The 24,948-nt window shown below is 71.9% G+C and carries 23 protein-coding genes; 7 read left to right on the top strand and 16 right to left on the bottom strand.

From position 1 onward, the window contains the following. Positions 1–4 precede the first annotated feature (4 nt). The gene (locus ACFY1H_RS48055; protein ID WP_366585830.1) at positions 5–727 is read left to right on the top strand and encodes an LON peptidase substrate-binding domain-containing protein; all 723 of its coding nucleotides are present in this window, start codon (positions 5–7) and stop codon (positions 725–727) included. Between the two features lie 4 nt (positions 728–731). Here the strand turns inward: ACFY1H_RS48055 and ACFY1H_RS48050 are convergent, their stop codons facing one another. From ACFY1H_RS48050 to ACFY1H_RS48015, 8 genes are all read right to left on the bottom strand, one after another. Next, on the bottom strand, positions 732–1,337 hold the full coding sequence (locus tag ACFY1H_RS48050) for a DUF2567 domain-containing protein (protein WP_386956591.1): 606 nt from the start codon (positions 1,335–1,337) through the stop codon (positions 732–734). 56 nt (positions 1,338–1,393) lie between these two features. Beyond that, positions 1,394–1,612, bottom strand: a complete 219-nt coding sequence (locus ACFY1H_RS48045) for a hypothetical protein (protein WP_366585826.1) — start codon at positions 1,610–1,612, stop codon at positions 1,394–1,396. Continuing rightward, a complete protein-coding gene (gene bioB / locus ACFY1H_RS48040; RefSeq protein ID WP_386956621.1) occupies positions 1,599–2,615 on the bottom strand; it encodes a biotin synthase BioB in 1,017 nt (338 codons plus the stop codon). Before bioB ends, ACFY1H_RS48045 begins: the two co-directional genes overlap by 14 nt. 93 nt (positions 2,616–2,708) lie before the next feature. Beyond that, positions 2,709–3,428, bottom strand: a complete 720-nt coding sequence (bioD, locus tag ACFY1H_RS48035; protein ID WP_386956620.1) for a dethiobiotin synthase — start codon at positions 3,426–3,428, stop codon at positions 2,709–2,711. A 57-nt stretch (positions 3,429–3,485) separates the two neighbouring features. Continuing rightward, the gene (locus tag ACFY1H_RS48030) at positions 3,486–5,660 is read right to left on the bottom strand and encodes a bifunctional SulP family inorganic anion transporter/carbonic anhydrase (RefSeq protein WP_386956590.1); all 2,175 of its coding nucleotides are present in this window, start codon (positions 5,658–5,660) and stop codon (positions 3,486–3,488) included. A 145-nt stretch (positions 5,661–5,805) separates the two neighbouring features. Then, positions 5,806–8,064 carry a bifunctional SulP family inorganic anion transporter/carbonic anhydrase gene (locus ACFY1H_RS48025; RefSeq protein WP_386956589.1) on the bottom strand — a complete coding sequence of 753 codons (2,259 nt, stop codon included), beginning with the start codon at positions 8,062–8,064 and terminating at the stop codon, positions 5,806–5,808. A 228-nt stretch (positions 8,065–8,292) separates the two neighbouring features. Beyond that, positions 8,293–9,579 (bottom strand): adenosylmethionine--8-amino-7-oxononanoate transaminase, encoded by a 1,287-nt coding sequence (locus tag ACFY1H_RS48020; RefSeq protein WP_366585820.1) that lies wholly within the window; start codon positions 9,577–9,579, stop codon positions 8,293–8,295. A 44-nt stretch (positions 9,580–9,623) separates the two neighbouring features. Next, a complete protein-coding gene (locus tag ACFY1H_RS48015) occupies positions 9,624–10,832 on the bottom strand; it encodes a cytochrome P450 (protein ID WP_386956588.1) in 1,209 nt (402 codons plus the stop codon). 95 nt (positions 10,833–10,927) lie between these two features. Here ACFY1H_RS48015 and ACFY1H_RS48010 point away from each other — a divergent pair, with 95 nt between their 5' ends. Next, complete coding sequence (locus ACFY1H_RS48010) at positions 10,928–11,554, top strand: uridine kinase (RefSeq protein ID WP_386956587.1); 627 nt, start codon at positions 10,928–10,930, stop codon at positions 11,552–11,554. Here the strand turns inward: ACFY1H_RS48010 and ACFY1H_RS48005 are convergent. The 4 genes from ACFY1H_RS48005 to ACFY1H_RS47990 form a co-directional block, all read right to left on the bottom strand. Continuing rightward, positions 11,551–12,708 (bottom strand): glycosyltransferase family 4 protein, encoded by a 1,158-nt coding sequence (locus tag ACFY1H_RS48005; RefSeq protein WP_386956586.1) that lies wholly within the window; start codon positions 12,706–12,708, stop codon positions 11,551–11,553. The two genes, ACFY1H_RS48010 and ACFY1H_RS48005, sit on opposite strands and share 4 nt — an antisense overlap. Before the next feature lie 119 nt (positions 12,709–12,827). Beyond that, complete coding sequence (locus ACFY1H_RS48000) at positions 12,828–13,892, bottom strand: NlpC/P60 family protein (protein WP_386956585.1); 1,065 nt, start codon at positions 13,890–13,892, stop codon at positions 12,828–12,830. Positions 13,893–14,317: 425 nt separating this feature from the next. Continuing rightward, positions 14,318–14,662, bottom strand: coding sequence for a hypothetical protein (locus ACFY1H_RS47995; RefSeq protein WP_386956584.1), 345 nt, complete (start codon positions 14,660–14,662; stop codon positions 14,318–14,320). Positions 14,663–14,769: 107 nt separating this feature from the next. Beyond that, positions 14,770–16,194, bottom strand: coding sequence for an NYN domain-containing protein (locus tag ACFY1H_RS47990; RefSeq protein ID WP_386956583.1), 1,425 nt, complete (start codon positions 16,192–16,194; stop codon positions 14,770–14,772). Between the two features lie 142 nt (positions 16,195–16,336). Here ACFY1H_RS47990 and ACFY1H_RS47985 point away from each other — a divergent pair, with 142 nt between their 5' ends. Together ACFY1H_RS47985 and ACFY1H_RS47980 are read left to right on the top strand one after the other, a co-directional pair. After that, positions 16,337–18,055: a DEDD exonuclease domain-containing protein gene (locus tag ACFY1H_RS47985; RefSeq protein WP_366585810.1), complete on the top strand. Its 1,719-nt coding sequence runs from the start codon at positions 16,337–16,339 to the stop codon at positions 18,053–18,055. Between the two features lie 52 nt (positions 18,056–18,107). Further along, positions 18,108–18,392 (top strand): Lrp/AsnC family transcriptional regulator, encoded by a 285-nt coding sequence (locus tag ACFY1H_RS47980; protein WP_220237955.1) that lies wholly within the window; start codon positions 18,108–18,110, stop codon positions 18,390–18,392. 98 nt (positions 18,393–18,490) lie between these two features. Here the strand turns inward: ACFY1H_RS47980 and ACFY1H_RS47975 are convergent, their stop codons facing one another. The 4 genes from ACFY1H_RS47975 to ACFY1H_RS47960 are packed head-to-tail and all read right to left on the bottom strand — an operon-like array spanning position 18,491 to position 22,787. After that, complete coding sequence (locus tag ACFY1H_RS47975) at positions 18,491–20,143, bottom strand: cytochrome bc complex cytochrome b subunit (RefSeq protein ID WP_366585808.1); 1,653 nt, start codon at positions 20,141–20,143, stop codon at positions 18,491–18,493. Continuing rightward, positions 20,140–21,291, bottom strand: coding sequence for a ubiquinol-cytochrome c reductase iron-sulfur subunit (locus tag ACFY1H_RS47970; protein WP_366585806.1), 1,152 nt, complete (start codon positions 21,289–21,291; stop codon positions 20,140–20,142). Before ACFY1H_RS47970 ends, ACFY1H_RS47975 begins: the two co-directional genes overlap by 4 nt. Further along, positions 21,288–22,106, bottom strand: a complete 819-nt coding sequence (locus ACFY1H_RS47965) for a c-type cytochrome (RefSeq protein ID WP_366585804.1) — start codon at positions 22,104–22,106, stop codon at positions 21,288–21,290. Before ACFY1H_RS47965 ends, ACFY1H_RS47970 begins: the two co-directional genes overlap by 4 nt. Positions 22,107–22,160: 54 nt before the next feature. Further along, the gene (locus ACFY1H_RS47960; RefSeq protein ID WP_285969328.1) at positions 22,161–22,787 is read right to left on the bottom strand and encodes a heme-copper oxidase subunit III; all 627 of its coding nucleotides are present in this window, start codon (positions 22,785–22,787) and stop codon (positions 22,161–22,163) included. Between the two features lie 95 nt (positions 22,788–22,882). Here ACFY1H_RS47960 and ACFY1H_RS47955 point away from each other — a divergent pair, with 95 nt between their 5' ends. From ACFY1H_RS47955 to trpD, 3 genes are read left to right on the top strand one after another with little or no spacing between them, the layout of a single operon-like run. Continuing rightward, the gene (locus tag ACFY1H_RS47955; protein ID WP_285969329.1) at positions 22,883–23,308 is read left to right on the top strand and encodes a hypothetical protein; all 426 of its coding nucleotides are present in this window, start codon (positions 22,883–22,885) and stop codon (positions 23,306–23,308) included. A gap of 60 nt (positions 23,309–23,368) precedes the next feature. After that, complete coding sequence (locus ACFY1H_RS47950) at positions 23,369–23,779, top strand: hypothetical protein (RefSeq protein WP_354863944.1); 411 nt, start codon at positions 23,369–23,371, stop codon at positions 23,777–23,779. Between the two features lie 7 nt (positions 23,780–23,786). Continuing rightward, a complete protein-coding gene (gene trpD / locus ACFY1H_RS47945; RefSeq protein WP_386956582.1) occupies positions 23,787–24,836 on the top strand; it encodes an anthranilate phosphoribosyltransferase in 1,050 nt (349 codons plus the stop codon). Positions 24,837–24,948 lie beyond the last annotated feature (112 nt).

The following is a 24,948-nucleotide window of genomic DNA, read 5'->3' as shown; positions in this document are numbered from 1 at the left end:
ACGCGTGACCGAGCCGGAGCAGGAGCAGAACCCCAGCGGGACGGCGACACTGCCGTTGTTCCCGCTGCAGACCGTACTGCTGCCCGGTACGCACCTGCCGTTGCACATCTTCGAACCGCGCTACCGGCAGCTGACCGCGGACCTCGTGGGCGGCACCGTGCCGGGGCGCGAGTTCGGTGTGATCGCGCTGCGCGCCCCGCTCGTGCGTGAGGTACGTGGTCTGGACCATGTGTACGACGTGGGCTGCAGCACCGTGCTGCGCGAAGCGAAGCGGCTGCCGGACGGGCGCTACGACGTGGTCACCAAGGCCGCCCGCCGCTTCCGCCTGCGCGAGCTCGACTGCACGTCGGCGCCCTACCTGATGGGCGTGGTCGACTGGCTGCCCGACGACGCCGTGCCCGCCAGCGCGGCCGAACCCGCGCAGCGCCTCGGCGAGGTCGCGCGCGCGGCCCACCGCCGGTACTGCGAGGCCGCCTGGCACGACGACGACTGGACCACACCGGACGACGACGCCGACGTCAACGAGCTCGCCTACCAGCTCGCCGCCGACTGCCTGCTGCCGCTGGAAGACCGCCAGCTGCTGCTGGAGGAGACGCACCCGTTGCGGCGCCTGCGCATCGTCTGCCGGCTGCTCACGCGCGAAGCGTGGTTCCTGGACACGCTCAGCGCCGTGCCGCTGCCGCCGACCGAGTTCGCCGACTTCTCCAAGCCGGCGAACCTCAACTAGCCACTCAGCCGAGCCGACGGCCCAGGTCCTCGCGGCCGTTCCACGCCGCGAGCAGCCCGTAGACGAGCGAGGTCACCAACGGGGCCGCCAGCCAGATCCACCCGGACTCCAGCTGCGGCGCCGCCGAGATCACCGCGCCCAGCGCGGGCGCCGTGTCGATGGCGTACTTCGAGTTCACGAACGCCACCCCGACCTGCGTGCCGAGCCAGCCGGCCAGCGCGGCCCCGGCCGCGGCCGCCACGAAGACGACCGGACCCCGGCGTTCGCGCATCAGCCACACGATCACGCCGATCAGCAGTCCCGTGGCCAGCGCCAGGAAGCCGTAGATGGCCAGGTCGTCGAAGCGGTGCCAGCTCTCCAGCTCCAGCGGCACGCGCTGCCCGTCGGCGGTGACCACGCGCTCGCGTTGCGGCGGCGCCATCAGCGACCACAGCCAGCCGAGCGGGATGCCGAGCAGGCCCGCCGTCGACAGCACGCTCACGGCCGGCAGCAGGTCGGCCTTCACCACGACCTTCGGCCGCGCGCGGTGCGGGGGGAAGAGGTTCGGCACCGACCAGGCGTCGGCCACGGCGGACGACCGGTGTGCTGCCTTGCCCGCGGAATCGACCACCCCGGACTCCCTCCCTGCGTTTGTGCGGACCGAGCGTAACCGGTCAGCACCCGCGGTCAACCACTGGCGGTCTCGCCGTGCCTGCTGCAGCGCGCCGTCCAGCCGACGGGCGTCACCTGCACCACCATCCGGCGGGCGCAGAACACGCAGAACCGCGGCGGTTCCAGCGCCGTGCGCGGGTTGTGGCAGGCGTCGTGATCGGCGCCGCCGGGCGACGCCTGTCCACAGTGGACGCAGAAGGCGGGTGCGTCAGCGGCTGGTTCAGAGGCTGTCACTGAGGGCCTTGACCGGCATCTTCAGCTCGTCGAGCATCTTGAGATCCGCGCTCGCGGGCCGGCCGAGGTTCGTCAGGTAGTTGCCGACGATGATCGCGTTGATCCCGCCCAGCATGCCCTGCTCCGCGCCCAGGTCGCCCAGGGTCAGCTCGCGGCCGCCGGCGAAGCGCAGCATCGTGCGCGGCATGGCGAGCCGGAACGCCGCGACCGTGCGCAGCGCGTCCTTGCCCTCGACGATCTCGAAGTTCTCGTACGGCGTGCCCGGCTGCGGGATGAGGAAGTTCATCGGCACCTCGTGCGGGCTCAGCTCGGCGAGCTGCACGGCGAACTCCGCGCGCTGCTCGACCGTCTCCCCCATGCCGATGATGCCGCCGCAGCAGACCTCCATGCCGGCCTCGGCGACCATGCGCAGGGTGTCCCAGCGCTCTTCCCACGAGTGCGTGGTCACGACGTCGGGGAAGTGCGAGCGCGCCGTCTCGAGGTTGTGGTTGTAGCGGTGCACACCCATCTCGACGAGCTCGTCCACCTGCTCCTGGGTGAGCATGCCGAGCGAGCACGCGATCTGGATGTCGTTGCCGTCGGCGCGGATCGCCTGCACGCCCTCGCGGACCTGCGAGAGCAGCCGCTTGTCCGGACCCCGCACGGCGGCGACGATGCAGAACTCGGTCGCGCCTGTCTCAGCGGTCTGGCGCGCGGCCTTGACCAGGCCCGGGATGTCGAGCCACGCCGAGCGCACCGGCGACGGGAACCGCCCCGACTGCGAGCAGAAGTGGCAGTCCTCGGGGCAGCCGCCGGTCTTGAGGCTGACGATGCCCTCGACCTCGACCTCCGGGCCGCACCAGCGCATGCGCACCTCGTGCGCGAGCTGCAGCGCCTCGCCGAGCCGTTCGTCGGGCAGCCGGAGCACGGCCAGCACCTGGTCCTCGGACAGCCCCACCCCGCGCTCGAGCACCTGCTCGCGCGCGACGGCCAGCACGTCCGCGGTCTCCGGCTTTCCCGCCACTGCGGTCACGACGTCTCCTGTCTGTCGGGGTACTGCACGGGCGCGCTCTTCGTCATGGTGCCTGAGAGCCAGCCGCACGGGTTGCGACGCCCGTCACTTATTCACGGAAGCGGCCCGCGTGAAAGCCTCGGGATCGAACTCCCCGCCGAACCACGGCGAGAGCCCGGCGCGCGCCCGTTCCACGAACGTATCGTGATCCGTCGCCGCCAGCCCCCCGGGCAGCACCCCGAGCAGGGGTGCCCCGGCCGCGTTGGGCAGGTCGCACAGGTTCTCCACGGACGCGAGATCCGGCTCGGCCGGCCACGCGCCGACCACGACACCCGCGACGTTGAGCCCGCGCCGCGTGGCGACCTCCGCGGTCAGCGCGGTCGCGTTGAGCGTGCCGAGGCCCGGCTGGGCCACGATCACGATCGGCGCGCCCAGCGCCCACGCGACGTCGGCCAGCCCGCTGCCGTCGGCGTCGAAGCGCACCAGCAGCCCGCCGGCGCCTTCCACGAGCGTGAGGTCGTGCTCGGCGTCGAGTGCGGTGGCGGCGGCCGCGATCTCGCCCGGCCCCAGCGTCGGCAGGCCGCTGCGCCGCGCCGCCGCCTCCGGGGAGAGCGGGTCGGGGTAGCGCCGCAGCTCACTCGTGGTCACGCCCTTGCCGGCCAGGCGCACGACCTCGTCGAGGTCACCCGCCTCGCCCGGCGCAACCCCGGTCTGGGCCGGCTTGAGCACCGCCACGCGCTGCCCCTGCGCGAGCGCCAGCGCCGCGATCGCCGCCGTGGTGATCGTCTTGCCGACCTCGGTCCCGGTCCCCGTCATCACCAGCATGGTCACGGGCCATCAACTTAGTCACCCGCACCCGGTGCGCACCACGTCCGGGTGGGATCACCCACGATGTGGGGTGACGGGTGTCCCCGCCGCCACGAACGCGCCCGCCACCGGGTCGGACAGGTAGACCTGGGCCGCGCCGACGTCGAAGTACAGGCCGGTGAGCAGCAGCTCGCCGCGAGCTTCGGCCTCGGCGACCAGCGGGTACGCGCGCAGGTGGTCGAGCTGCTGCAGCACGTTGTGCAACGCAAGCCGGTCGGGCTCGCGGGCGGGAAGCTCGCCCCCGAGCGTGACGGGGCCACCGCGGCGCAGGCTGGGCTCGGCGTGACGCAGCCAGCCCGCCAGTGCGGTGCCCGCCGGCGGCCCGTCGGCGAGCGCGCCCATCGCGCCGCACGAGGAGTGGCCGCACACCACGATCTCGCGCACGTGCAGCACCCCCACCGCGTACTCGACGGCGGCGTTCATCGACGGGTCGGCCTGCGCGGGCGGCACGAGGTTGCCGATGTTGCGGACGGTGAACAGGTCGCCCGGACCGGACGTGGTGATCAGGTTGGGCACGATGCGCGAGTCGCCACAGGTGATGAACAGCGTGTGCGGGCGCTGGCCGTCGGCGAGGCCCGAGAGCGTCTCCTTCAGCAGCGGCGCGGCCCGGCGCTGGAACTCCGTGGCGCCGCGGTGGGTCCGCTGGCCGGGCAGGCGGACGTCGGCGGCCTGCCAGTCGGACCACGGGGCGAGCCAGCGCGGCACGGCGCGCGCGGCCGCCGTGCGCCGCAGCGTCGGGGTGCCCTCCTTGCCCTTGCCGAACCACGGGTGGCCGACTTCGTCGACGACCACGGTGCCACCGGCCCGTTCGTGGGCCTGCTGCCAGCTCGACAGGCTTTCGAAGGCGGCGTGGTCGAGGTAGTCGGCGACCAGCTCGAGCGTCACGACCGTGCCGGGCGGGACGGCGCCGAGCACCTTCGACAGGCGCGGCACGGACAGGAACGTGAGCACGCCTTCCACGACCACGCGCCACTCGTCGCCGTCGCGCTCGGCGTGGACGCCGGACCACACCGTGCGGCGCAGCATGAGGGCCACGGCCAGCACGATCCCCGCGAGCACGCCGGTCAGCAGGTCGAACACCACCACGCCGGCGAGCGTCACGAGGTAGAGCGCGAGGTCGCCGTGGCGCAGGACCTGCCTGAGGTGGCCGGGATTCACGAGCTTCACGCCGACGTGCACGAGCAGGCCGGCGAGCGCGGCGAGCGGGATGTTCTCGATCAGCCCGGCGAGCGCGACCACGAAGACCAGCACCCACACGCCGTGCAGCACGGCGGACGCGCGGGTCTTGGCGCCCGCGGCGACGTTGGTGGAGCTGCGCACGATCACGCCCGTCACGGGCAGCCCGCCGAGCGCGCCGGACACCAGGTTGGCCGCGCCCTGGCCCACGAGCTCGCGGTCGAGGTTCGCGCGCGGGCCGGTGTGCAGCTTGTCCACGGCGACGGCCGAGAGCAGGCTCTCGACGCTCGCGATCAACGCGATGGTCACCGCCGCGAGCACGACGTCGGTCCAGCCGTCGCCGGGCAGCTGCGGCGCGAAGCGGATCTGCAGCAGGTCGCCGGGCAGCTCCACGCGCGGCAGCGTCATGCCGGCGACGAGCGAGATCACCGTGGCCACCGCGATCGCCGCGAGTGGCCCCGGCACCTTGCGCACGGCGGCGGGCAGGCGCGGCCAGACCACGAGGATCACGATGGTGAGCAGCCCGATCACGGCCGCCGCGTCGTGGTGGGCCACGACCTGCGCGGGCAGCTCGGCGATGTTCTCCAGCGCGGAGCTCTGCGCCTTCCCGCCGAGCACCACGTGGAGCTGGCCCAGCACGATCGTCACGCCGATGCCGGCGAGCATCCCGTGCACGATGGCCGGCGAGATCGCCAGCGCCGCCCGCGCGATGCGGCTCAGGCCCAGCAGGACCTGCAACGCACCGGCGAGCACGGTGATCAGGCACGTGACGGCCCACCCGAAGGTGGCGATCGTCTCGGCCATGATCACCGTCAGCCCGGCCGCGGGCCCGCTGACCTGCAGCGGCGAGCCGCCCAGCGCTCCGGCGACCACACCCCCGACCACAGCGGCGATCAGCCCGGCGACGATCGGCGCCCCGGACGCGAGCGCGATGCCCAGCGACAACGGCACGGCGACGAGGAAGACCACGAGCGAGGCGGGCACGTCGTGGCGAAGCACGGCAAGTCGGCTCATGATCACCAGGTAACCCGAATGTGGGTGAAATGTCCGCTATGTCTCACCTGATGGCATGAATTTTTATCGGACACCCCACTTTCGGGTTGCGCGGGCGCTCGACCACCGGGCCGGCGCGCGTGCGGATGCGCGCCGGCCCGGTGGATCAGTGCACGGGCGAGCCCGCCGGGACGAAGCCGCGGCGGGTGTCGTCCAGCAGGGACACCTGGGCGGCGCCGACGTCGAAGTACATGCCCGTCAGCCTCAGGTCGCCGGCGGCCAGGGCGGCGGCCACGACCGGGTGGGTGCGGAGGTGGTCGAGCTGCTGCACGACGTTGTGCAGCGCCAGCTGGTCGCACTCGGCGGACGGGCGGTGGCCGTCGAGCAACAGCGGCGCCTCCGCAGCGCGGCGGCGGAGAGTGGCCTCGCCGTGGCGCAGCCAGTCGCCGAGGCTCGTGAGGCCCTCGGGGGCCTGCCCCAGCAGCGCCTTCATCGCACCGCACGAGGAGTGGCCGCACACCACGATCTCGGGCACCTTCAGCACGCCGACGGCGTATTCGACGGCCGCGCCCACCGAGGAGTCGCTGCCGTCGCCGGCGGCCGGCACCAGGTTGCCGATGTTGCGCACGGCGAACAGGTCGCCGGGACCCGACGTGGTGATCAGGTTGGGCACGATCCGCGCGTCGCCGCAGGTGATGAACAGCGTGTGCGGCTGCTGGCCGTGCGCGAGGCCGCTGAGGGTGTCCCGCAGCAGCGGGGCGGTGCGGCGCTGGAACTCCGACGCACCACGGGACAGCGGTGAGCCGCTGTGGCGCTGTCCGGGTATCGAAACGTGCTCGGCCTGCCACTGCGACCACGGCGCGAGCCACCGCGGCAGCACCCGGGCCGCGAGGCTGCGCCGGACCGTGGGCTCACCGGAGCTGCCGCGGCCGTACCAGGGGTGGCCGATCTCGTCGACGGTCACCGTGCCGCCGGCCTTCACGTACGCCTGCTGCCAGCCGCGCAGGCAGTCGAACGCCGCGTGGTCGAGGTAGTCCACGAGCAGCTCCAGCGTCACGTCGGCGCGCTCGGGCACGTCAGCGAGCACCTTCGTCAGATGGGGCACGGAAAGGAACGTGAGCGCGCCCTCGATCACCACGCGCGTACCGCGTTCGCCCGCCTCGACGTGCACGCCGGAGTGCACCATGCGCCGCAGCATGAACGCGAGCGCCAGCAGCACCCCGGCCGCGACGCCGGTCAGCAGGTTCACGAACACCGCGCCGACGAGCGTCACCGCGTACACCGCGATGTCGCCGTGGCGCAGCACTTCCTTGAGCGCCTTGAGGTTCACGAGCTTCGCGCCCACGTACACGAGCAGCCCGGCCAGCGCGGCGAGCGGGATGAAGCGCAGCACACCGGTGAGCAGCAGGCAGAACCCGAGGATCCAGCAGGAGTGCAGCAGCGCCGACGCGCGGGTCTTCGCGCCGGCCTCGTAATTGGTCATGGTCCGCACGATCACGCCGGTCACAGGCAGCCCGCCGAGCGCGCCGGACGCGACGTTGCCGGCGCCCTGGCCGATGAGCTCGCGGTTGAGATCGGTGCGCCGGCCGCCGCGCAGCTTGTCGATGGACACGGCCGAAAGCAGGCTCTCCAGGCTCGCGATGAGCGCGACCGTGACGGCGGCGAAGGCCACGCCACTCCAGCCACCGGACGGCAGCTGCGGCACAAACCCGAACGACGGCAACGCGGCCGGCAGGTCCACGCGCGGCAACGACATCCCGGCGACCACGGACACTCCCGTCGCGACGGTGACGGCGGCCAGCGGCCCCGGCACCTTCCGCACCGGCGCCGGCAGCTTCGGCCACACCAGCAGGATCACGACGGTGAGCACGCCGATCAGCACGGCCTGGTCGTGGTGGCCGACGATCTGCCCGGGCAGCGCCGCGAGGTTCGCGAACGCGGAGCCCTGGGCGCGGCCGCCGAGGACCACGTGGAGCTGGCCGAGCACGATCGTCACACCGATGCCGGCCAGCAGGCCGTGGACGATCGCGGGCGAGATGGCCAGCGCGGCGCGGGCGAAGCGCAGGAGCCCGAAGAGGATCTGCAGCAGGCCGGCGCCGACGGTCACTGCGCAGGTGACGGCCCAGCCGTAGGTGGCGATGGTGTCGGCGAGCACCACGGTCAGGGCCGCGGACGGCCCGCTGACCTGCAGGGCCGACCCGCCGAGCAGGCTCGCGACCAGGCCGCCGACGACGGCGGAGACGAGGCCTGCGAGCAGCGGCGCGCCGACCGCGAGGGCGACGCCGAGGGAGAGCGGCACGGCCACGAGGAAGACGACCAGCGAGGCCGGCACGTCGTGGCGCAGGATGTTCCGAAGGGTCTGGTCGGCCTTGGTGCGGCGGGACGGGGGTCCGGTGTCGTGTTCACCGCGAACGATCTCGATCATGGCGACAGGAAAGCGGAAAAAGATCGAAAAGTCCGCTACGCGAACGATCTTCGGGTTCGTTTGTGAACCGGAGAACTAGGACTTTTCCGGCAAAGCTCACCAATCAGTCAGACGCTCATGAAGTGGCCCAGACCTGATCGCGTGGAAACCCCAGTCTTCCGGCAACTTTGCGTGACTCACGTATACAGCCCGTGTCTTATGGCCACGGTCACACCCGGCCGGGTGAATTCAGGCTTTTTCCGCCGCCGCGAGCATCGCACCGGTGATCACGGCCAGGTCCGCGTCGTTCGTGACGTACGGCGGCATCGCGTACACGAGGTCGCGGAACGGCCGCAGCCACGCGCCCTCCGCCGTCACGATGTCCGTGGCCACGCCGAGGTCGACCTCGTGGTCGAGCTGCAGCACGCCGATCGCGCCGAGCACCCGCACATCGCGCACGTGCGGCAGGTCCCGCGCGGGCTCCAGTCCGCGCCGCAGCCCCGCCTCGATCCGGGCGACGTCCGCACGCCACCGGCCCTCGGCCAGCAGCCCGAGCGACGCGTTGGCGACGGCGGAGGCGAGCGGGTTGCCCATGAACGTGGGCCCGTGGGCCAGCACCGGCAGGTCGCCGCGCGCGATGCCGTCGGCGATCTCGGGCGTGCACAAGGCCGCGGCCATCGTGAGGTAGCCGCCGGTGAGCGCCTTGCCCAGGCACAGCACGTCGGGCGTCACGCCGGCGTGCTCGGCCGCGAACATCCGGCCGGTGCGCCCGAAGCCGGTGGCGATCTCGTCGAACACCAGCAGCACGTCGTGCTCGCGTGTGAGCTCGCGCAGCGCGCGCAGGTAGCCGGGGTGGTGGAACCGCATCCCGCCGGCGCCCTGCACCACGGGTTCCACGATCACCGCGGCCAGCTCGTGCGCGTGCTCCTCCAGAGCGGCGGCCAGAGTGTCCACATAGGACTGGTCGACGGGCGCGTCGAAGCCGGCCGGCGGTTCGGGCACGAACACCTGCTCCGGCAGGACTCCGCGCCACAGCGAGTGCATGCCGCCGTCGGGGTCGCAGACGCTCATGGGCGTGAACGTGTCGCCGTGGTAGCCGCCGCGCCACGTGAGCAGCCGCCGCTTCTCCGGCAACCCGCGCGAACGCTGGTACTGCAGGCACATCTTCACGGCGACCTCGACCGAGACCGAGCCGGAGTCGCACAGGAACACGTGCTCGAGGCCCTCGGGCGTGAGGTCCACGAGGGACTTGGCGAGCGTGATGGCCGGCTCGTGCGTGAGGCCGCCGAACATCACGTGGCTCATCCGCCCGGCCTGCTCGGCCAGCGCCGCGTCGAGCACCGGGTGCCGGTAGCCGTGCACCGCCGCCCACCACGACGACATGCCGTCGACGAGCTCACGGCCGTCCGAGAGCTTCAGCCGCACCCCGCTCGCCTCGGCGACGAGCAGCGGCGCTACCCGTCCCGGCATCGGCGCGTACGGGTGCCACACGTGTGCGGCGTCGAGGGCGAGCAGGTGGTCGGCGCTGGTGTCCACGCGCCGACCCTACGTGCCGCCCCGCCCGCTCCGCGCACAAGACCTCAGCCCAGCAGCACCGGCAGCGACTTGACGCCGTGCACCAGCGGGCTCGTGCGGTAGACCAGATCCTCCTCCGACCCGGCCAGCCGCAGCTGCGGGAACCGGGCCAGCAGCGCCGTGAGCGCGATCTCCGCCTCCATGCGCGCCAGCGGGGCGCCGACGCAGTAGTGAATGCCGTGGCCGAAGGCGACGTGGCCGCCGGCCGCGCGCGTGACGTCGAGGTCGGCCGGGTCGGGGAAGCGCCCCTCGTCGCGGTTGGCGGCGAGCAGCGAGACCTGCACGAACTCGCCCGCCGGGATCTTGTGGTCACCGACCTCCACGTCCTCGACGGTGTAGCGGAGGGTGGCGATGTTGATGGGCCCGTCGAAGCGCAGGAACTCCTCGACGGCGCCGGGCATCAGCGACGGGTCCGCCGCCAGCTTCGCGCGCTGCTCGGGCGCGCGCAGCAGCGCCAGCACCGCGTTGCCGATGAGGTTCACGGTCGTCTCGTGGCCCGCGACGAGCAGCAGGAAGGCCATCGAGACGAGCTCTTCCTCGCTCAGCGAGTCGCCCTCGTCGGTCGCGTGCACGAGCCCGGACAGCAGGTCCTCGCCCGGCTCGGCGCGCTTCTGCGCGACGAGCGCCACGAGGTAGGTGTGCATGGCGATCGCGGCCGCCTGCATCTCCTCGACGTCGCCCGCGCCCAGCAGGATGTTGGACCAGCCGGTGAATTCGCCGCGGTCCGCCTCGCGCACGCCGAGCAGCTCACAGATCACGGTGATCGGCACCGGGCCGGCGAACGCGGCCATCAGGTCGACCTGCTCGTGCTCGGCCATCGCGTCGAGCAGCTGGGTGGTGATCTGCTCGATGCGCGGACGCAGCCCGGCGATCGCCCGCGGGGTGAACGCCTTGTTCACGAGCTTGCGCAGCCGCGTGTGGTCCGGCGGGTCGGTGTTGAGCATGTGCGCGCCGAGCAGCTGGCCGAAGTTCCGGTTGATGTTCTCGGCCCCGACCTTGGCGGCCATCAGGTCGTAGGCGCCGCGGTTGTCCTTGCTCAGCCGCGGATCCGCGAGCAGCGCCCGCGCCTCGTCGTAGCCGGTGACGAGGTACGACGGCGTGCCGCGCGGCATCCGGATCGGGCACACGGCGCCCTGCTGGTGCAAGCGCCCCAGCGTCTCGTGCGTGTGCTGCATGAACTCGTCGTCGATCACGGGAATTTCTTCGACGGCCACTTCGCCCCCAAGGTTTCCGTCTGACTGGTCACGTGCTCCCCAGTATGCCCACGCACCGGTGTGCTGCGTGTGGCCCGAGGGCAGGATGGTTTTCCGTGCGCTACCGACCGATCTCCCCCGATGTCCTGGCCGCCGAGCTGACCGAGCGCGTCGCGGCCCTGCCGCACCGCCGGCTGGCGGTCGCCGTGGACGGCGCCGACGGGGCCACCGACACCGCGGGTCTCGCCGACGCGCTCGTGGACCCGTTGCGGCTGCTGGGCCGCGCGGCGGTGCGCGTGGCCGCGAGCGGGTTCCTGCGGCCCGCGTCGCTGCGGTTCGAGCACGGCAAGCGCAACCCCGACGCGCGCTACACCGACTGGCTCGACCTCGGCGCCCTGCGCCGGGAGGTCCTCGACCCGCTCGGCGACGAAGGCAGCGGCGAGGTGCTGCCGGCGCTGTGGGACACCGAACGCGACCGCGCGACGCGGCTGGCGCGCGTGCCCGTGCCCGAAGGCGGCGTGGTTCTCGTCAACGGTGAGTTCCTGCTCGGAGCCGGCCTCGCGTTCGACGTCGTGGTGCACCTGTGGCTCTCCCCCGCCGCGCTGCGCCGCCGCCTGCCGGGCGACGACGCGTGGGCGCTGCCCGCGTACGAGCGCTACGAGTCGGAGGTCGACCCGGGTGCGCTCGCCGACGTCACGGTCCGCGTCGACGACCCGCGCCACCCGGCCGTGTACGAGCCCTAGCGCACCGCGGCGACCGGATCGCCGTCCAGCAGGCCGGACAGGCGCTGCGCCATCGTGTCCCAGCGCCAGTTCTCCGTGACCCACGCGCGCCCCGCCTCGCCCATCCGGCGGGCCCGCACGGGGTCGGCCAGCAGGGCCTCGAGGGTGTCGCGCAGCTGGCCGACGTCCCGGCCGTCCACGACGTGGCCGGTCACCTCGTCGAGCACGGCCTCGGGCGCACCGCCCGATGTGCCGGCCACCACGGGCAGCCCGGTCGCCGACGCCTCCAGGTAGACGATCCCCAGCGCCTCCACGTCGAGCCCCTTGCCGCGGGTGCGCGCGGGCATCGCGAAGACGTCGCCCGCGTTGTAGTGCGCCGGCAGCTCGGCCCACGGCACGGAGCCGGTGATCACCACGTTGTCGGCCACGTCGAGCTCGGCGACGAGCTCGGTGAGCCGCTTGCGGTACGGGCCACCGCCGACGAGCAGCAGCGCCACGTCCGGCACGCGCTTGCGCAGCTCCGGCAGGGTGCGGATGAGCATGTCCTGGCCCTTGCGCGGCACGAGCCGCGACACGCAGACGACCGTCGGCCGGTCGCCCAGGCCGTGGCGGGCGCGGATCTCCTCGCGCGCCCCCGCGTCGGGCGCGAAGAGCGTGGTGTCGACGCCCGACGGCAGCATCTCGAGCCCCGCCATCGGCCCGAACGCCGCGCCGAAGCGGCGGCGCGTGTACTTGCTGACGTAGGTGAGCACGTCGACCGTGTCACCGATGCGCCGCAGCGCCTGGCGCGAACCCGGCAGCATCGACCAGCCCACCTCGTGCCCGTGCGTGGACGCGACGACCCGCCTCGCGCCGGCCTGGCGCAGCGGGTGCCCGAGCAGCGCCAGCGGCGCCGCCGCGCCGAACCACACGGCTTCGCAGTCGCGGGCCCGCATGATCTGCTTCGCGCGCCGCAGCACGTCGGGCGTCGGCAGCATCAGCGACGTCGGGTGCCGCACGACCTCGAAGGGCGCCTCGGCGTCGAAATCGACGTGCGAGCCGGTTTTGCCCTCCCACGACGGGGCGTAGACCACCAGGTCCTCGGCCGGGAGCCGCGTGGCCAGCGAGTTGAGGTAGTTCTGGATCCCCCCGGGCCGCGGCGGGAAGTCGTTGGTCACGAGCAGCGTCCTCAGCACACGGGCAGGCTATCGGGCACGCCGCCGGCGCCGAGAGCCCACCGACGACGGGCCCACCGACGACGACGGGGCGGCACCGCGTGTGCGGTACCGCCCCGTGGTCAGGGAAGGGTTGCTGCTCAGCTGCTGGGGCGGCGAGCGCCCACGTACTGGCTCTGCAGCGGCGAGATCTTCACGACGTCGCCGGTGGTCGGAGCGTGCACCATCTTGCCTTCGCCGATGTACATGCCCACGTGGGAGACCGGGGTGTAGTAGAACACCAGGTCGCCCGGCTGCAGCTGGCTGCGCGGGATCGGGGTGCCGAAGGTCGACTGCTCCCGGCTCGAACGCGGCAGCGAGATGCCCGCCTGCCGGTAGGCCCACTGCATCAGGCCCGAGCAGTCGAACGTGCTCGGCCCGGTGGCGCCCCACACGTAGGCGTCGCCGAGACGGCTCAGCGCCGCGTCCACGGCCGCCTGGGCCGCGGGCCCGGGCGCCTTGATGTTCACCGGCGGGGCGCTGCCCTTGTCGCCGCGCAGGGCCTGGTCCAGCGTCGACAGCGAGGGCTCGGTCTTCTTGAGCTGATCGATCTGGTCGTTGAGCGTCTTCTGCTTGGCCTTGATGTCGTTCGCCAGCTTGGCGGCCGCGTCACGGGCGTCCGTCGCGCGCTTGGCGGCGTCGGCTGCCAACTTCGTGGCGTCCTGGGCCTGCTTCACGGCACCGGCCAGCGCGTTGAGCGCGGCGTCCTTCTGGGACGCGATCTGGTCCAGCGCGGAAGAACGCTCGAGGAACTCCTGCGTCGACGTGCCCGCGAGGAGCGCCGAGAGCTTGTTCATCTGAACGCCGCTGAGGAACGAGGCGCCGGCGAATTTGTCGACGTCGACACGGTAGAGCTTCTCGTTGTTCTCGGCCTGCTGCACGGACTTCTTCGCGTTTTCGACGTCGCCGTTGGCCTTGTCGAGGTCCTTCTGGCGGGCCGCTTGGTCGTCCTGGGCCTTGAGGAGGTCCTCGTTGGCCTTCTCGGCCTGCGAGGCGAGGTCGCGGTACTTCGCGAGGGCGTCCGAACCGGAGTCGGGCGGGGTCTGGAGGGCGGGGATGGGAGCTGCGATGGCCGTGGCCGAGGGCTGGGCGACAGTGACCATGGCGATCACCGAAGCTGCCGCGAGGGCACCTGACACCACGCGCTTGACTGGATGCGACTGCACGGTCGCGCGTGTCTCCTTTGCTGTCGGGCCGCCGTCGGAACCTCGTGACGCCAAAGAGGTCGGGGGCCCTCTTCCGTGCGTCCACCCCGCGCGTTCCGGCCGCGTTTCACTGCAACAGCCTCACGCGCACGGTGTGGTTCCGGTCCTGGCTCCCCGACAAAGCCTTTTCCGGCGGCGATCCCGCGTCGCCGTCTTGCCGACGGCTGCTGGCCGCGAGATCTCGGACAGGTTACGAAAAGACCGTCACCGCGTCCACCGGGCCCCACATAAAAACTCTCCGTAGTTCGCCGAAACACCATCGGACCAGCGAGGGAGGGTTTGTGTGACGACAGTCATACTCTGTGGTGTCAGAATTGCGTGAATTCGCTACCGACCGTTCATCCGATCCGATCGACCACTCGTCGCGTCGTTATCACCCACAAGTGTCACGCTGGCTTACGTTCGGGCTCCGAAACCAAGCGCAGCCGGGGCACCATCCCCGCCTCGGCGAGCGCGTTCACGGCTCGCCGTTCGTCCGCGTCCCACGCCAGGGCGACCGGCGGGCCGAGCAGCACGCTCACCACGCAGTCGTGGCACGCGTGACCCCGCACGGCGCAGCGGTCGCAGTCGACGACCAGCGTGTCGAGGTCCGCCGGATCGACGTCGCTCACGTCGATTCCACTGAGGTCGAATTCGCCGGGCTCAGTGGTCTCCACGCGGTCGAGGTCGCGGTCGGCCGGTTCGCCGGCTTCGGTTCGGTCGGGCGGGTGGTGGTTCGTGTTCTCGGTCACGGGAGGCTCCTCACCGCAAGTTGGCTGTCGTGCTTCCTGGAACGCACGGTAGGAGCCACCACCGACAGTTTCCGGCCCGTCGGCCCCGGCCGTCCCCCGGGCGGGTCTCAGACGCGGCTCAGGCGGCTGACCAGCACGGCCGAGGGCGCCGAGTGCGCGCCGGTCGCGCGGACGGAGTCGGCGACCGCCCGGTCGGACGTCGCCACGACCATCGGCCGGCCCTTCGGCTCGGCCGCCACGAGCGAGCGGATCACGTCGTCGGCGAGCACGCCGCGGTCGGAGAACAGCACGCGCACGCCACGCGGCACCGCCGCCGGCACGGACAGCACGCCTGCCCCGTCGAACACCACCGTGACCTCGGCGCTCGTGCGCGCGGCGAGCGCGGAGAGCTGGTGGATGAGCCGGTCGCGCTGGTCGGCCAGCGCCAGCTCGGGGTAGCCGGTCTTGGTGACGTTGTAGCCGTCGACGATGAGGTGCACGTTCGGCAGCGCGAGGTAGCGGTCGAGCGCCCCGACGTCCTGCACGCGTCCGCCCGGACCGAGCCCCGACGTGGCGCCGCGCACCATGTCGGCGGGCCGCGCCCCACGGTCGCTCAGCATCAGCTCGCGGCGCAGGCCGGTCACGGCGCCGTCGATCGTGTCGACGAGCAGCGCCAGGCGCACCTCGTCGGCTTCCCGGGCCTCACGCGCCGACTGACGGGCGATCTCGGCGTCGGCGACCGCCCGCTCCGCCCGCGTGCGCTCGGCCGCCACGCGGCGCCGCTCGCGGTCCAGCTGGGTGGTCAGCGCGTCGATCTCCTCGGCCTTCGCGGTGCCGCCGCGCGCCAGCTCGGTGCGGGCCTCCTCGGCGGCGTCACGGGCCTGTCGCAGCTGCACACCCTGCTCGCGCAGCCGGCGCAGCAGCTTCTCCACTTCGGCCTCGCGTTCACCGCGGGCGGTCTCCACGGCGCCGCGCGCCTGCTCCAATTCGCCCCGCAGCTCGGCCAGCTCCGCCTCGAGCTTCTGGTTGCGCGCGAGCGCGGCGTCGCGTTCGGCCCGCAGCGCCGTCTCTTCCGCGTTCTTCGCGACGAGCCGCACGCGCCCGGCCGCGCCCGACTCCCCCAGCAGCACGGCGGCGGCCGCGCCGACGACGGAATCGGCGGCGTTGGGGTCCAGCGCGTCGGTGCGGTGCTCGCGCAGCCACTCGATCACGGCGGTGCGGAACTGCGCGGAGTCGCCCAGCGCGGCCAGCAACGCCGCGCCACCCAGCTTCGCGCGCTTCGCCGGGGCGAACTTCGCGACGGGACGCAGCTGCCGCGGCACGTCCGTGGGCGGCAGCTTCGCGACGGCGGTGGCCGCCAGCTCGGCGATCCGCTCGCGCACGGCGTCGGGCAGACCGGTCCACGAAGCGGGCTCGGGTGCCGCCGTGTCGGCGTCGGTGGTCTCGGCCGCGGCGGTCCCGGCCGGTGCCTCGGCGGCGTCGGCCCGCGCCGGGACGCCCGAGGGGCCGACGGCCTCCTCGGGTTCCACCGGATCCACGGGCTGGGGGTGCATTGGTCCAGGGTAGGCCCCGGGGCCGGATCGCGCCCCGCTGGTTACCGGACGTGGGAACCAGCTCACCAGGCTCCCGCGCCACACCCGTCACACGGATCGTGCCGTCCGGGATTGTCGGTGCCCCGTCCTAAGGTGCCCGATCATGGACACCGGACCGCGGCCCGGCCAGGCGCAGCTGGCCTTCGACGAGCTCGGCACCCCGTTGCGGGACACCACGTTCGTCGTCTTCGACCTCGAGACCACGGGCACGAAGCCGGGGCCGGACGCGATCACCGAGATCGGGGCCGTGAAGGTGCGCGGCGGTGAGGTGGTGGCCGAGTTCGCCACGCTGGTGAACCCGGGTTCACCGATCCCGCCGCAGGTGGTGGAGCTCACGGGCATCACGCAGGCGATGGTCTACGACGCGCCGCGCATCGAGCGCGTGCTGCCCGCGTTCCTCGAGTTCATCTCCGGCGCCGTGCTCGTGGCCCACAACTCGGGGTTCGACACGGGCTTCATGCGGGCCGCCTGCGAGGGCCACGGCTACGTCTGGCCGCGCGCCACGGTGATCTGCACGGTGAAGCTCGCCCGGCGCGTGATCCCGCGCGAGGAGGCCCGCAGCTACCGCCTGTCGAACCTGGCCATGCTGCTCGGCTCCCGCACCCGGCCCACGCACCGCGCGCTCGACGACGCCCGCGCGACCGTCGACGTGCTCCACGCGCTGCTGGAGCGGGTCGGCAACGTCGGCGTGCACACCGTCGAAGAGCTCGTGGACTACCTGCCCGAGGTGACCACCGCGCAGCGGCGCAAACGCCACCTGGCGGCCGACCTCCCGTCGCGGCCCGGGGTGTACCTGTTCCGCGGCCCGCGCGAGGAGGTCCTCTACGTCGGCACCGCGCGGGATCTGCGCCGGCGGGTGCGGCAGTACTTCACGGGCTCGGAGAGCCGCGGGCGCATCCGCGAGATGGTGGCGCTGGCCGAGCGGGTGGAGGCCATCGAATGCGCCCACTCGCTGGAGGCCGAGATCCGCGAGCTGCGGCTCATCGCGGCCCACCGGCCGATGTACAACCGGCGCTCGAAGAACCCGCACCACGCGTGGTGGGTCGGGCTCACCGACGAGGCCTTCCCGCGCCTGTCCGTGGTCCGGCTGCCGCGCGAAGGCACGCTCGGCCCGTTCCGCAGCCAGGCCGACGCCCGCACGGCGGCCGACACGCTCGCGGGCGCCGCCGGGCTGCGCACCTGCACCCTGCGGATCTCGGCCCGTGGCGGCTCGGCCACGCCGTGCGTGCTCGCCGAGCTCGGCCGCTGCGGCGCGCCCTGCGCCGGCCGCCAGAGCGTGGCGGACTACTCCCCCGGCGTCACGGCCGCGCGCGACCTCATCTCCGGCCACGACGGCCGTCCCCTGAAGCTCGCCGCCGCCCAGCTCGACCGGCTGTCGGAGGGCCGCCACTACGAGCAGGCCGCCCGCCACCGCGACGAGCTGGCCGACCTCGTGCGCGCCGTCGGCCGGTCCCACCGGCAGGCCGCGCTCGCGGACATCGCCGAGCTCATCGCCGCCAACCCGGACGGCAACGGCGGCTGGGAGCTCTCCGTGATCCGCCACGGGCGCCTCGCGTCCGCCGGCGTCGCCCGCCGCGGCGTGCCGCCGATGCCGGTGGTGGAACACCTCGTCGCCGCCGCGGAAACCGTGCTGCCGGGCGAAGGACCGTTGCGCGGTGCGTCGGGGGAAGAGGTGGCGGTGCTGCTGCGCTGGCTGGCCCGCCCCGGCGTGCGGCTGGTGCGCACCACGCGCCCGTGGGCCGAACCCACCGCCGTGGCCGGCTGGCGCGGCTGGCTCGACCTCGCAGCGGGTGCGCGGACGCTGGAGCGGGTGGCGGGGTGATGAAGGCTACGATCAGCGCTCGTCGGGTACCGCCAGGGAGTGGAGGAACGCTGTGATCACGGCGATCGTGCTGATCAACGTAGAGGCCGAGGAGATCCCGCAGGCCGCGCAGGCGATCGCGGACCTCGAAGGGGTCAACGAGGTCTACTCGTGCGCCGGTGACGTCGACCTGATCGCCACCGTGCGCGTGAAGGCCCACGAGGACCTGGCCGACCTCATCCCCGGCCGCATCGGCAAGGTGAGCGGCGTGCTGGACACCGTCACGCACATCGCGTTCCGCTCGTACTCGCGCGCCGACACGGACTCCGCGTTCGAGATCGGCGTCGAAGGCGCCTGAGCCTCGCACCGCGACCCAACGCCGGACCGCACAACTTCGGACAACGAGGAAGGCCCCTCCACCCGCCTGGGTGAAGGGGCCTTCCTCGTCTTCGAGAGCTAGTGCTTGGTACCGACCTCGTGCGACTCCGACTCCGAGCTCTCCAGCTCGGCGTGCCCGTTGCCGTGGGACGCCCGCTCGAGAGCGGCCGACTCCTCCGGCGGGTCCGGGGTCCAGATCGAACCGGGGACGGCGTGCCCGGCGGTGCCGAGCTTGTTCATCTTCTTCGGCACCGCGGCGCCCTGGTACTCGAGCGGGATCGCGTGGCCGTGGCCGTCCACGCCGCCGAGCGGCTGGTGGACCTCGATGAACTCACCGTGCGGCAGGCGCTTGATGATGCCCGTCTCCACGCCGTGCTCCAGCACCTCGCGGTCGGCCCGCTGCAGACCCAGGCAGATCCGGTAGGTGATGTAGTACGCGATCGGCGGCACGATCAGCACGCCGATGCGGCCGGCCCACGTGGTGGCGTTCAGGGAGATGTCGAACTGGTCGGCGATGATGTCGTTGAAGCCCGACAGCTCGATGACCAGGAAGAACCCGAGCGCCATCATGCCCAGCGCGGTGCGGACCGGTGCGTCGCGCGGCCGCTGGAGCAGGTTGTGCGCCGCGTTGTCCTTCGACAGCTTGCGCTCCAGGAACGGGTACGCGAGCAGCAGGCCGATCAGCACCGGCATGCCCACCGCGCCCGGGAAGAACACCGCCGGGATCGTGTAGTTCCCGAGGTAGACCTCCCACGCGGGCCAGATGCGCAGCATGCCGTCGGCCCAGGCCATGTAGAAGTCGGGCTGCGAACCGGCCGACACCATCGACGGGTTGTACGGCCCGAAGTTCCACACCGGGTTGATCTGGAACAGGCCCGACATCAGCGCGATGACACCCACGACCAGCGTGAAGAACGCGCCGCCCTTGAGGGCGAAGTACGGCATGATCCGCACGCCGACGACGTTGGTCTCCTTGCGCCGCACGCCCGGGAACTGCGTGTGCTTCTGGTACCAGACCAGCGCCAGGTGCACGCCGACCAGCGCGAGCATGATGCCCGGGATCAGCAGGATGTGCAGCGTGTACAGGCGCGGGATGATCTGGTCGCCCGGGAACTCGCCGCCGAACAGCGCCCAGTGGATCCAGGTGCCGATGACCGGCACCGAGAGGACGATGCCTGACAGGGTCGCGCGGATACCGGTACCGGAGAGCAGGTCGTCCGGGAGCGAGTAGCCGAAGAAGCCCTCGAACATGCCCAGGATCAGCAGCAGGCCACCGATGACCCAGTTGGCCTCACGCGGCTTGCGGAACGCGCCGGTGAAGAAGATCCGGAACATGTGGATCATCATCGAGGCGACGAAGATCAGCGCGGCCCAGTGGTGCAGCTGCCGCACGAACAGGCCGCCGCGCACGTCGAACGAGATGTCCAGCGTGGTCCGGAACGCCTGCGACATCTCGACGCCCTGCAGGTTCTGGAAGCTCCCGTGGTAGGTCACTTCCTGCATGGAGGGGTCGAAGAACAGCGTCAGGTACACACCCGAGAGCAGGATGACGATGAAGCTGTACAGCGCGATCTCGCCCAGCAGGAACGACCAGTGCGTGGGGAAGACCTTGTTCATCTGGTGACGCAGGCCCTTGGCCAGCTTGTAGCGCTGGTCCGCGTTGTCCGCGGCTTCGCCGAGGTGCTGCTCGAGCGCGCTCGTGCCCTTGGTGGGCGTGGTGAGTGAACTCATGACTTACGCTCCCAAAAGGCCGGACCGATGGCCTCGATGAAGTCGCCCCGAGCGACCAAGTATCCCTCCGAGTCAACCGTGATGGGCAGCTGAGCCAGCGGCCGCGTCGCCGGGCCGAAGATGGGCTTGGCGTAGTGCAGGGCGTCGAACTGCGACTGGTGGCACGGGCAGAGGATGCGGTTCGTGCGCTGCTCGTACAGGGAGGTCGGGCAGCCCACGTGGCTGCAGATCTTCGTGTACGCGTAGTAGTCGCCGAAGTTGAAGTCCTCCTGGCCCTTCCGCTTCACCACGCGCGCGGCGTCGGTGGGGCGCAGCCGGATGAGCATCACCGGGTTGTCGACGCGGGTCAGCGCGGCGGCCAGCGCCTCGCGGTTGCCCGCCTCGGTCTTGCGGTACGGGAACACCGTCTCCATGGCACCGGCGTCGAGGTCCTCGACGCGCAGGAGCGTGACGCCCTTCTCGACGTCCTCGTCCAGGCTGCCGGTGTTGCGGCGCAGGTACACGACCTCGCCCGGGTGCTGCGGCTGCCAGCCGGTGTGCCACAGCGAGTTCTCGTTGTCGGTGTCCTTCCACGGGTCCTTGATGAAGGACGCGATGGGCAGGGCGGCGACCGCGAGGCCGAGCGCTCCGGCGCTCGCGCCGACGGTGCGCTTGATCAGCGAGCGGCGGGCGATGGTGCTGCGGCTCCCGGCGTCGGCCAGGTGCGCGAGGATCGTGGCGCGGTCGACCTCGGCCGACGGGCCGTCGCTGCGCTGCTGGATCGCGTTCTCCTGCGGCACGAACTTCTTCGTGTACAGGATCACGCCGATGCCCAGCGCCAGCACCGCGACGCCGAGCGTGACGCCCAGCGCGGGGGTGTAGAGGCTGTAGGTGGCGTGCCCGCTCGCGTCACTCGGGTCCTTGTACTCCCACCAGTGCGGCCATGCGATGACCACGACGAACGCCAGGCCCGCGAGCGCGGACAGGGCGAACCAGAACGCGACGAGCCGCTGCGCGCGACGCTCGGCGCGGGTGTCCTTGACCGGCCACGGTTCCGGGTAGTCGACGATCTCGACGCCGTCCAGCTGACCGCCCAGCTTGAGCAGCTGATCGCGGTCCATCTCAGCCAGTTCCGCCTCCGAGGGCGGCTGGGGCCCTTCGGCACTCATGCCTTCGATCCAATCCACAGCGTAATGCCGACCAGTGCGGCAATTCCGACGACGAACGCGATGAGGCCTTCGGAGGCGGGACCGAACCCGCCGAGCCCGTTGCCACCCGGGTTGTTGTTGCCGTCCGACACCGACTTTACATAAGCGATGATGTCTTTCTTCTCCTCCGGGTTGAGCTGCCGGTCGGAGAATTTCGGCATGTTCTGCGGCCCGGTGAGCATTGCGTCATAAATCTGCTCTTCGGTGGCCGGGTCGAGGTTCGGCGCGTACTTGCCCGCCGAGAGCGCGCCACCACGACCGGTGAAGTTGTGGCACGACGCGCAGTTGAGGCGGAACAGCTCGCCACCGCGGGCCGGGTCGCTGCCGCGTAGCGCGGCACCGGTCTCGTCGGGACGCTGCACGCCGCCGCCGTGGGCCTGCACGAAGGCGCCGACGGCGTCGATCTCGCTCGGCGTGAGCTTCGGCGGCTTGCGCGCGATCTGCGCTTCCTGGCGCGCGGCGGGCATCCGGCCGGACGAGGTCTGGAAGTACACGGCCGCGTCGCCGACGCCGATGAGGCTCGGACCGCGGTCCTGCACGCCCTCGAGGTTCTTGCCGTGGCACTCGATGCAGGTGTTGTTGTAGACCTGCTCACCCTGCCGCAGCAGAGCCGGGTCGCCCTGGGCCTGCGCGGTCTGGGGCTCGGGCGCGAACACGGCGTACAGGGCGCCGGCTCCCACCAGCGCGACACCGAGTGCGAGCAGGCCGGCGAAACGCCTGCGCAGCTTCGAACGCGCGCGGAACCGGCGCTCCGGGGACTTCTTGCTGGTGGTCATCTTGCGGCAACCCTTGCTGTCAGTTCAGGCCGATGGTGGTGGCGGCGGGCGGGATCAGGGGAGGATGTAGATCACCGCGAAGAGGCCCACCCACACGATGTCGACGAAGTGCCAGTAGTACGACACGACGATCGCCGAGGTGGCCTGCGCGGGCGTGAACTTGCTGAGCTTGGTGCGGATCAGCAGGTACACGAACGCGATGAGCCCGCCGATCACGTGCAGGCCGTGGAAACCGGTGGCGAGGTAGAACACCGTGCCGAACGGGCCGGACGGGATCGTCAGCCCCTCGTTCACCAGGTTGTGGTACTCGTTGGCCTGGCCCGCGACGAAGATCGCGCCCATGATCAACGTGACGATGTACCAGCGCCGGAGGCCGTAGACATCCCCGCGCTCCGCGGCGAACACGCCGAACTGGCACGTCAGCGAGGACAGCACCAGGATCACCGTGAACGGGATCGCGTAGGGGATGTTGAGGTGGAATTCCTCGCCGTGCAGGGGCGGCGGCCAGGGGGCGCCGGCCGCGTTCTGCGCCTTGACGGTGAAGAACATGGCGAACAGTCCGGCGAAGAACATCAGTTCGCTGGACAGCCACACGACTGTGCCGACGCTGACCATGTTCGGCCGGTTCAGCGAGTGGACCCGCTGGCTGATGGTGGGAGCTGCCGTTGTCACGGATCGCATTATGTCCTCCCGCGCAGGCACCCCGCCCTTCGGGTCCACGGCGGGTCGTGGGAGCTTCGCATCACACCCGAACCCGGCAGAGGCAGGAGCTACTCGTGAGTTTGCTCGGTCGGCTTCGTGACCTGGCCCGAAAGCGCGAAAGTCCCGGTCTGACGCCTGATGCGCCCGGTTTGGTGATCGTCGCGGAAGCCTTCGACCCCGCCGTGGCGGACTCGGCCGTGCTCGCGAATTCACCCGGCTGGGTCGCGTCGGCGCCCGCCGTGTTCGTCCACCACCTGAGCCTGCCGCCCGATCGCGTGGCCGAAGCGGCCGCGATCCTCGCGCAGGACGGGTGGGAACTGCGCGAGCAAGGCCCCGACGGCGACCGAGTGCTTGTCCACGCCCTGCGGGTGCAGGTGCTCGACGCCCTGCACTGCGCCCAGGAACGCTCGCGGATGGCCGGTCTGGCGCAGCGCCTCGGCGGCGACGCGCTCGGCTGGGACGCGCGGCAACCGGGTGAGTCGCCCACCGCGTCCGCGTGAGATGCATCTCGGCCGATACGATCGCGAAGTTCCACTCGTGACGAGACGGAGGCGTGCTCAATGGGCGAGCAGACGAAGCGGATCCTGGTGTTCAGCCACAAGGCCGAGGTCCGCGACGCGATCATCAACGCCGTCGGCCGGCGGCCCGCCGCCGACCTGGGCCGCGTGGAGTACGTCGAGGCGGCCGGGATCGCCGACGTGCTGTCCGAGGTGGACGCCGGCACCGTCGACCTCGCGATCCTCGACGGCGAGGCCCAGCCCACCGGCGGCATCGGCCTGACCCGCCAGCTGAAGAACGAGATCACCGACTGCCCGCCGATCGTGGTGGCCGTGCGGCGCAAGGACGACCGCTGGCTCGCCACCTGGTCGCAGGCCGACGCCGTGCTGGTGCACCCGCTCGACCCGCTGACCGCGGCGGAGACCGTCGCCGGCGTGCTGCGCGCCGGGCGCGTGCCCGCCGTCAACGGCTGAGCCGGGGATGGGCACCACCCCGGTCCCCCACACGTGGTCCGGCCTGCTGACGCAGCTGATCGGGCGCTCGGACCTGTCCGCCGACGACACGGCCTGGGCCATGGACCAGATCATGTCCGGGGAGGCCTCGCAGGCGCAGATCGCCGGGTTCGCGATCGCGTTGCGCGCCAAGGGCGAGACGCCCGAGGAGATCTCCGGCATGGCCGAGGCGATGCTGGCGCACGCGCGCCGCATCGAGCTGGACGCGCCCGCCGTCGACATCGTCGGCACGGGCGGCGACCGGTCCAATTCGGTCAACATCTCCACGATGGCGACGATCGTCACAGCGGCCGCGGGCGCGCCGGTGGCCAAGCACGGCAACCGCAGCGCGTCGTCGAAGTCGGGCGCGGCCGACGTGCTGGAGACGCTCGGCGTCGCGATCGACCTGCCGCCGGACGCGGTGCACCGGTCGTTGCGCGAGATCGGCATCGGTTTCTGCTTCGCGCCCGCGTTCCACCCGGCGTTCCGCCACACCGGCCCGCCGCGGCGGGAGCTGGGCGTGCCGACGACGTTCAACCTGCTCGGCCCGCTCACCAACCCGGCGCAGCCGCGCAGCGCGCTGATCGGCTGCGCGTACGCGGACAAGACCCGCGTGCTGGCGGAAGTGTTCGCACAGCGCGGTTTCTCGGTGCTCGTGGCCCGCGGCGACGACGGCCTCGACGAGATCACCACCACCACGACCACGTCGGTCTGGGTGGTTTCGGACGGCACCGTGACCGAACGCAGCTTCGACCCCAGCGCGCTGGGCATCCCGCGCGCCACGGCCGAGGACCTGCGCGGCGGTGACGCGACGGCCAACGCCGAGGTCGTGCGCCAGCTCGTGGCCGGCAAGACCGGCCCGGTGCGCGATGCCGTGGTGCTCAACGCGGCGGCCGCGCTCGCCGCGTTCCGGGGCTTCTCCGGCTCGCTGGAGGACGACCTGGCCACCGGTCTGGAGCAGGCCAACCGCGCCATCGACTCCGGCGCGGCGGCGGCGTTGCTGGAGCGCTGGATCGCCTTCTCCTCCGCTTCCCCCTGACCCGCCGGCCAGGACCACCCCAATGAGGTTTTCTCAGTAGCGGCCGTGGTGTTCGTGGTGGGTGAGGACGAGTGCTGCTTGGACGATGGTGCCGATGCGTTTGGGGCAGAGG

Origin of the sequence: Amycolatopsis sp. NPDC001319 (assembly GCF_042896185.1) — a bacterium.
Lineage (GTDB): Bacteria > Actinomycetota > Actinomycetes > Mycobacteriales > Pseudonocardiaceae > Amycolatopsis.
Note: the sequence above shows the minus strand (reverse complement) of the source record. Positions and strands in the feature narration are given on the sequence as shown.

What these genes read in the sequence shown, in the direction of transcription:
- bioD (WP_386956620.1), bottom strand. Translation starts at nt 3,428, where the DNA reads ATGCTGGTGATGACGGGGACCGGGACCGAGGTCGGCAAGACGATCACC.
- ACFY1H_RS48030 (WP_386956590.1), bottom strand. Translation starts at nt 5,660, where the DNA reads ATGAGCCGACTTGCCGTGCTTCGCCACGACGTGCCCGCCTCGCTCGTG.
- ACFY1H_RS48025 (WP_386956589.1), bottom strand. Translation starts at nt 8,064, where the DNA reads ATGATCGAGATCGTTCGCGGTGAACACGACACCGGACCCCCGTCCCGC.
- ACFY1H_RS47990 (WP_386956583.1), bottom strand. Translation starts at nt 16,194, where the DNA reads ATGCACCCCCAGCCCGTGGATCCGGTGGAACCCGAGGAGGCCGTCGGC.
- ACFY1H_RS47985 (WP_366585810.1), top strand. Translation starts at nt 16,337, where the DNA reads ATGGACACCGGACCGCGGCCCGGCCAGGCGCAGCTGGCCTTCGACGAG.
- ACFY1H_RS47975 (WP_366585808.1), bottom strand. Translation starts at nt 20,143, where the DNA reads ATGAGTTCACTCACCACGCCCACCAAGGGCACGAGCGCGCTCGAGCAG.
- ACFY1H_RS47970 (WP_366585806.1), bottom strand. Translation starts at nt 21,291, where the DNA reads ATGAGTGCCGAAGGGCCCCAGCCGCCCTCGGAGGCGGAACTGGCTGAG.
- ACFY1H_RS47965 (WP_366585804.1), bottom strand. Translation starts at nt 22,106, where the DNA reads ATGACCACCAGCAAGAAGTCCCCGGAGCGCCGGTTCCGCGCGCGTTCG.
- ACFY1H_RS47960 (WP_285969328.1), bottom strand. Translation starts at nt 22,787, where the DNA reads ATGCGATCCGTGACAACGGCAGCTCCCACCATCAGCCAGCGGGTCCAC.
- ACFY1H_RS47950 (WP_354863944.1), top strand. Translation starts at nt 23,369, where the DNA reads ATGGGCGAGCAGACGAAGCGGATCCTGGTGTTCAGCCACAAGGCCGAG.
- trpD (WP_386956582.1), top strand. Translation starts at nt 23,787, where the DNA reads ATGGGCACCACCCCGGTCCCCCACACGTGGTCCGGCCTGCTGACGCAG.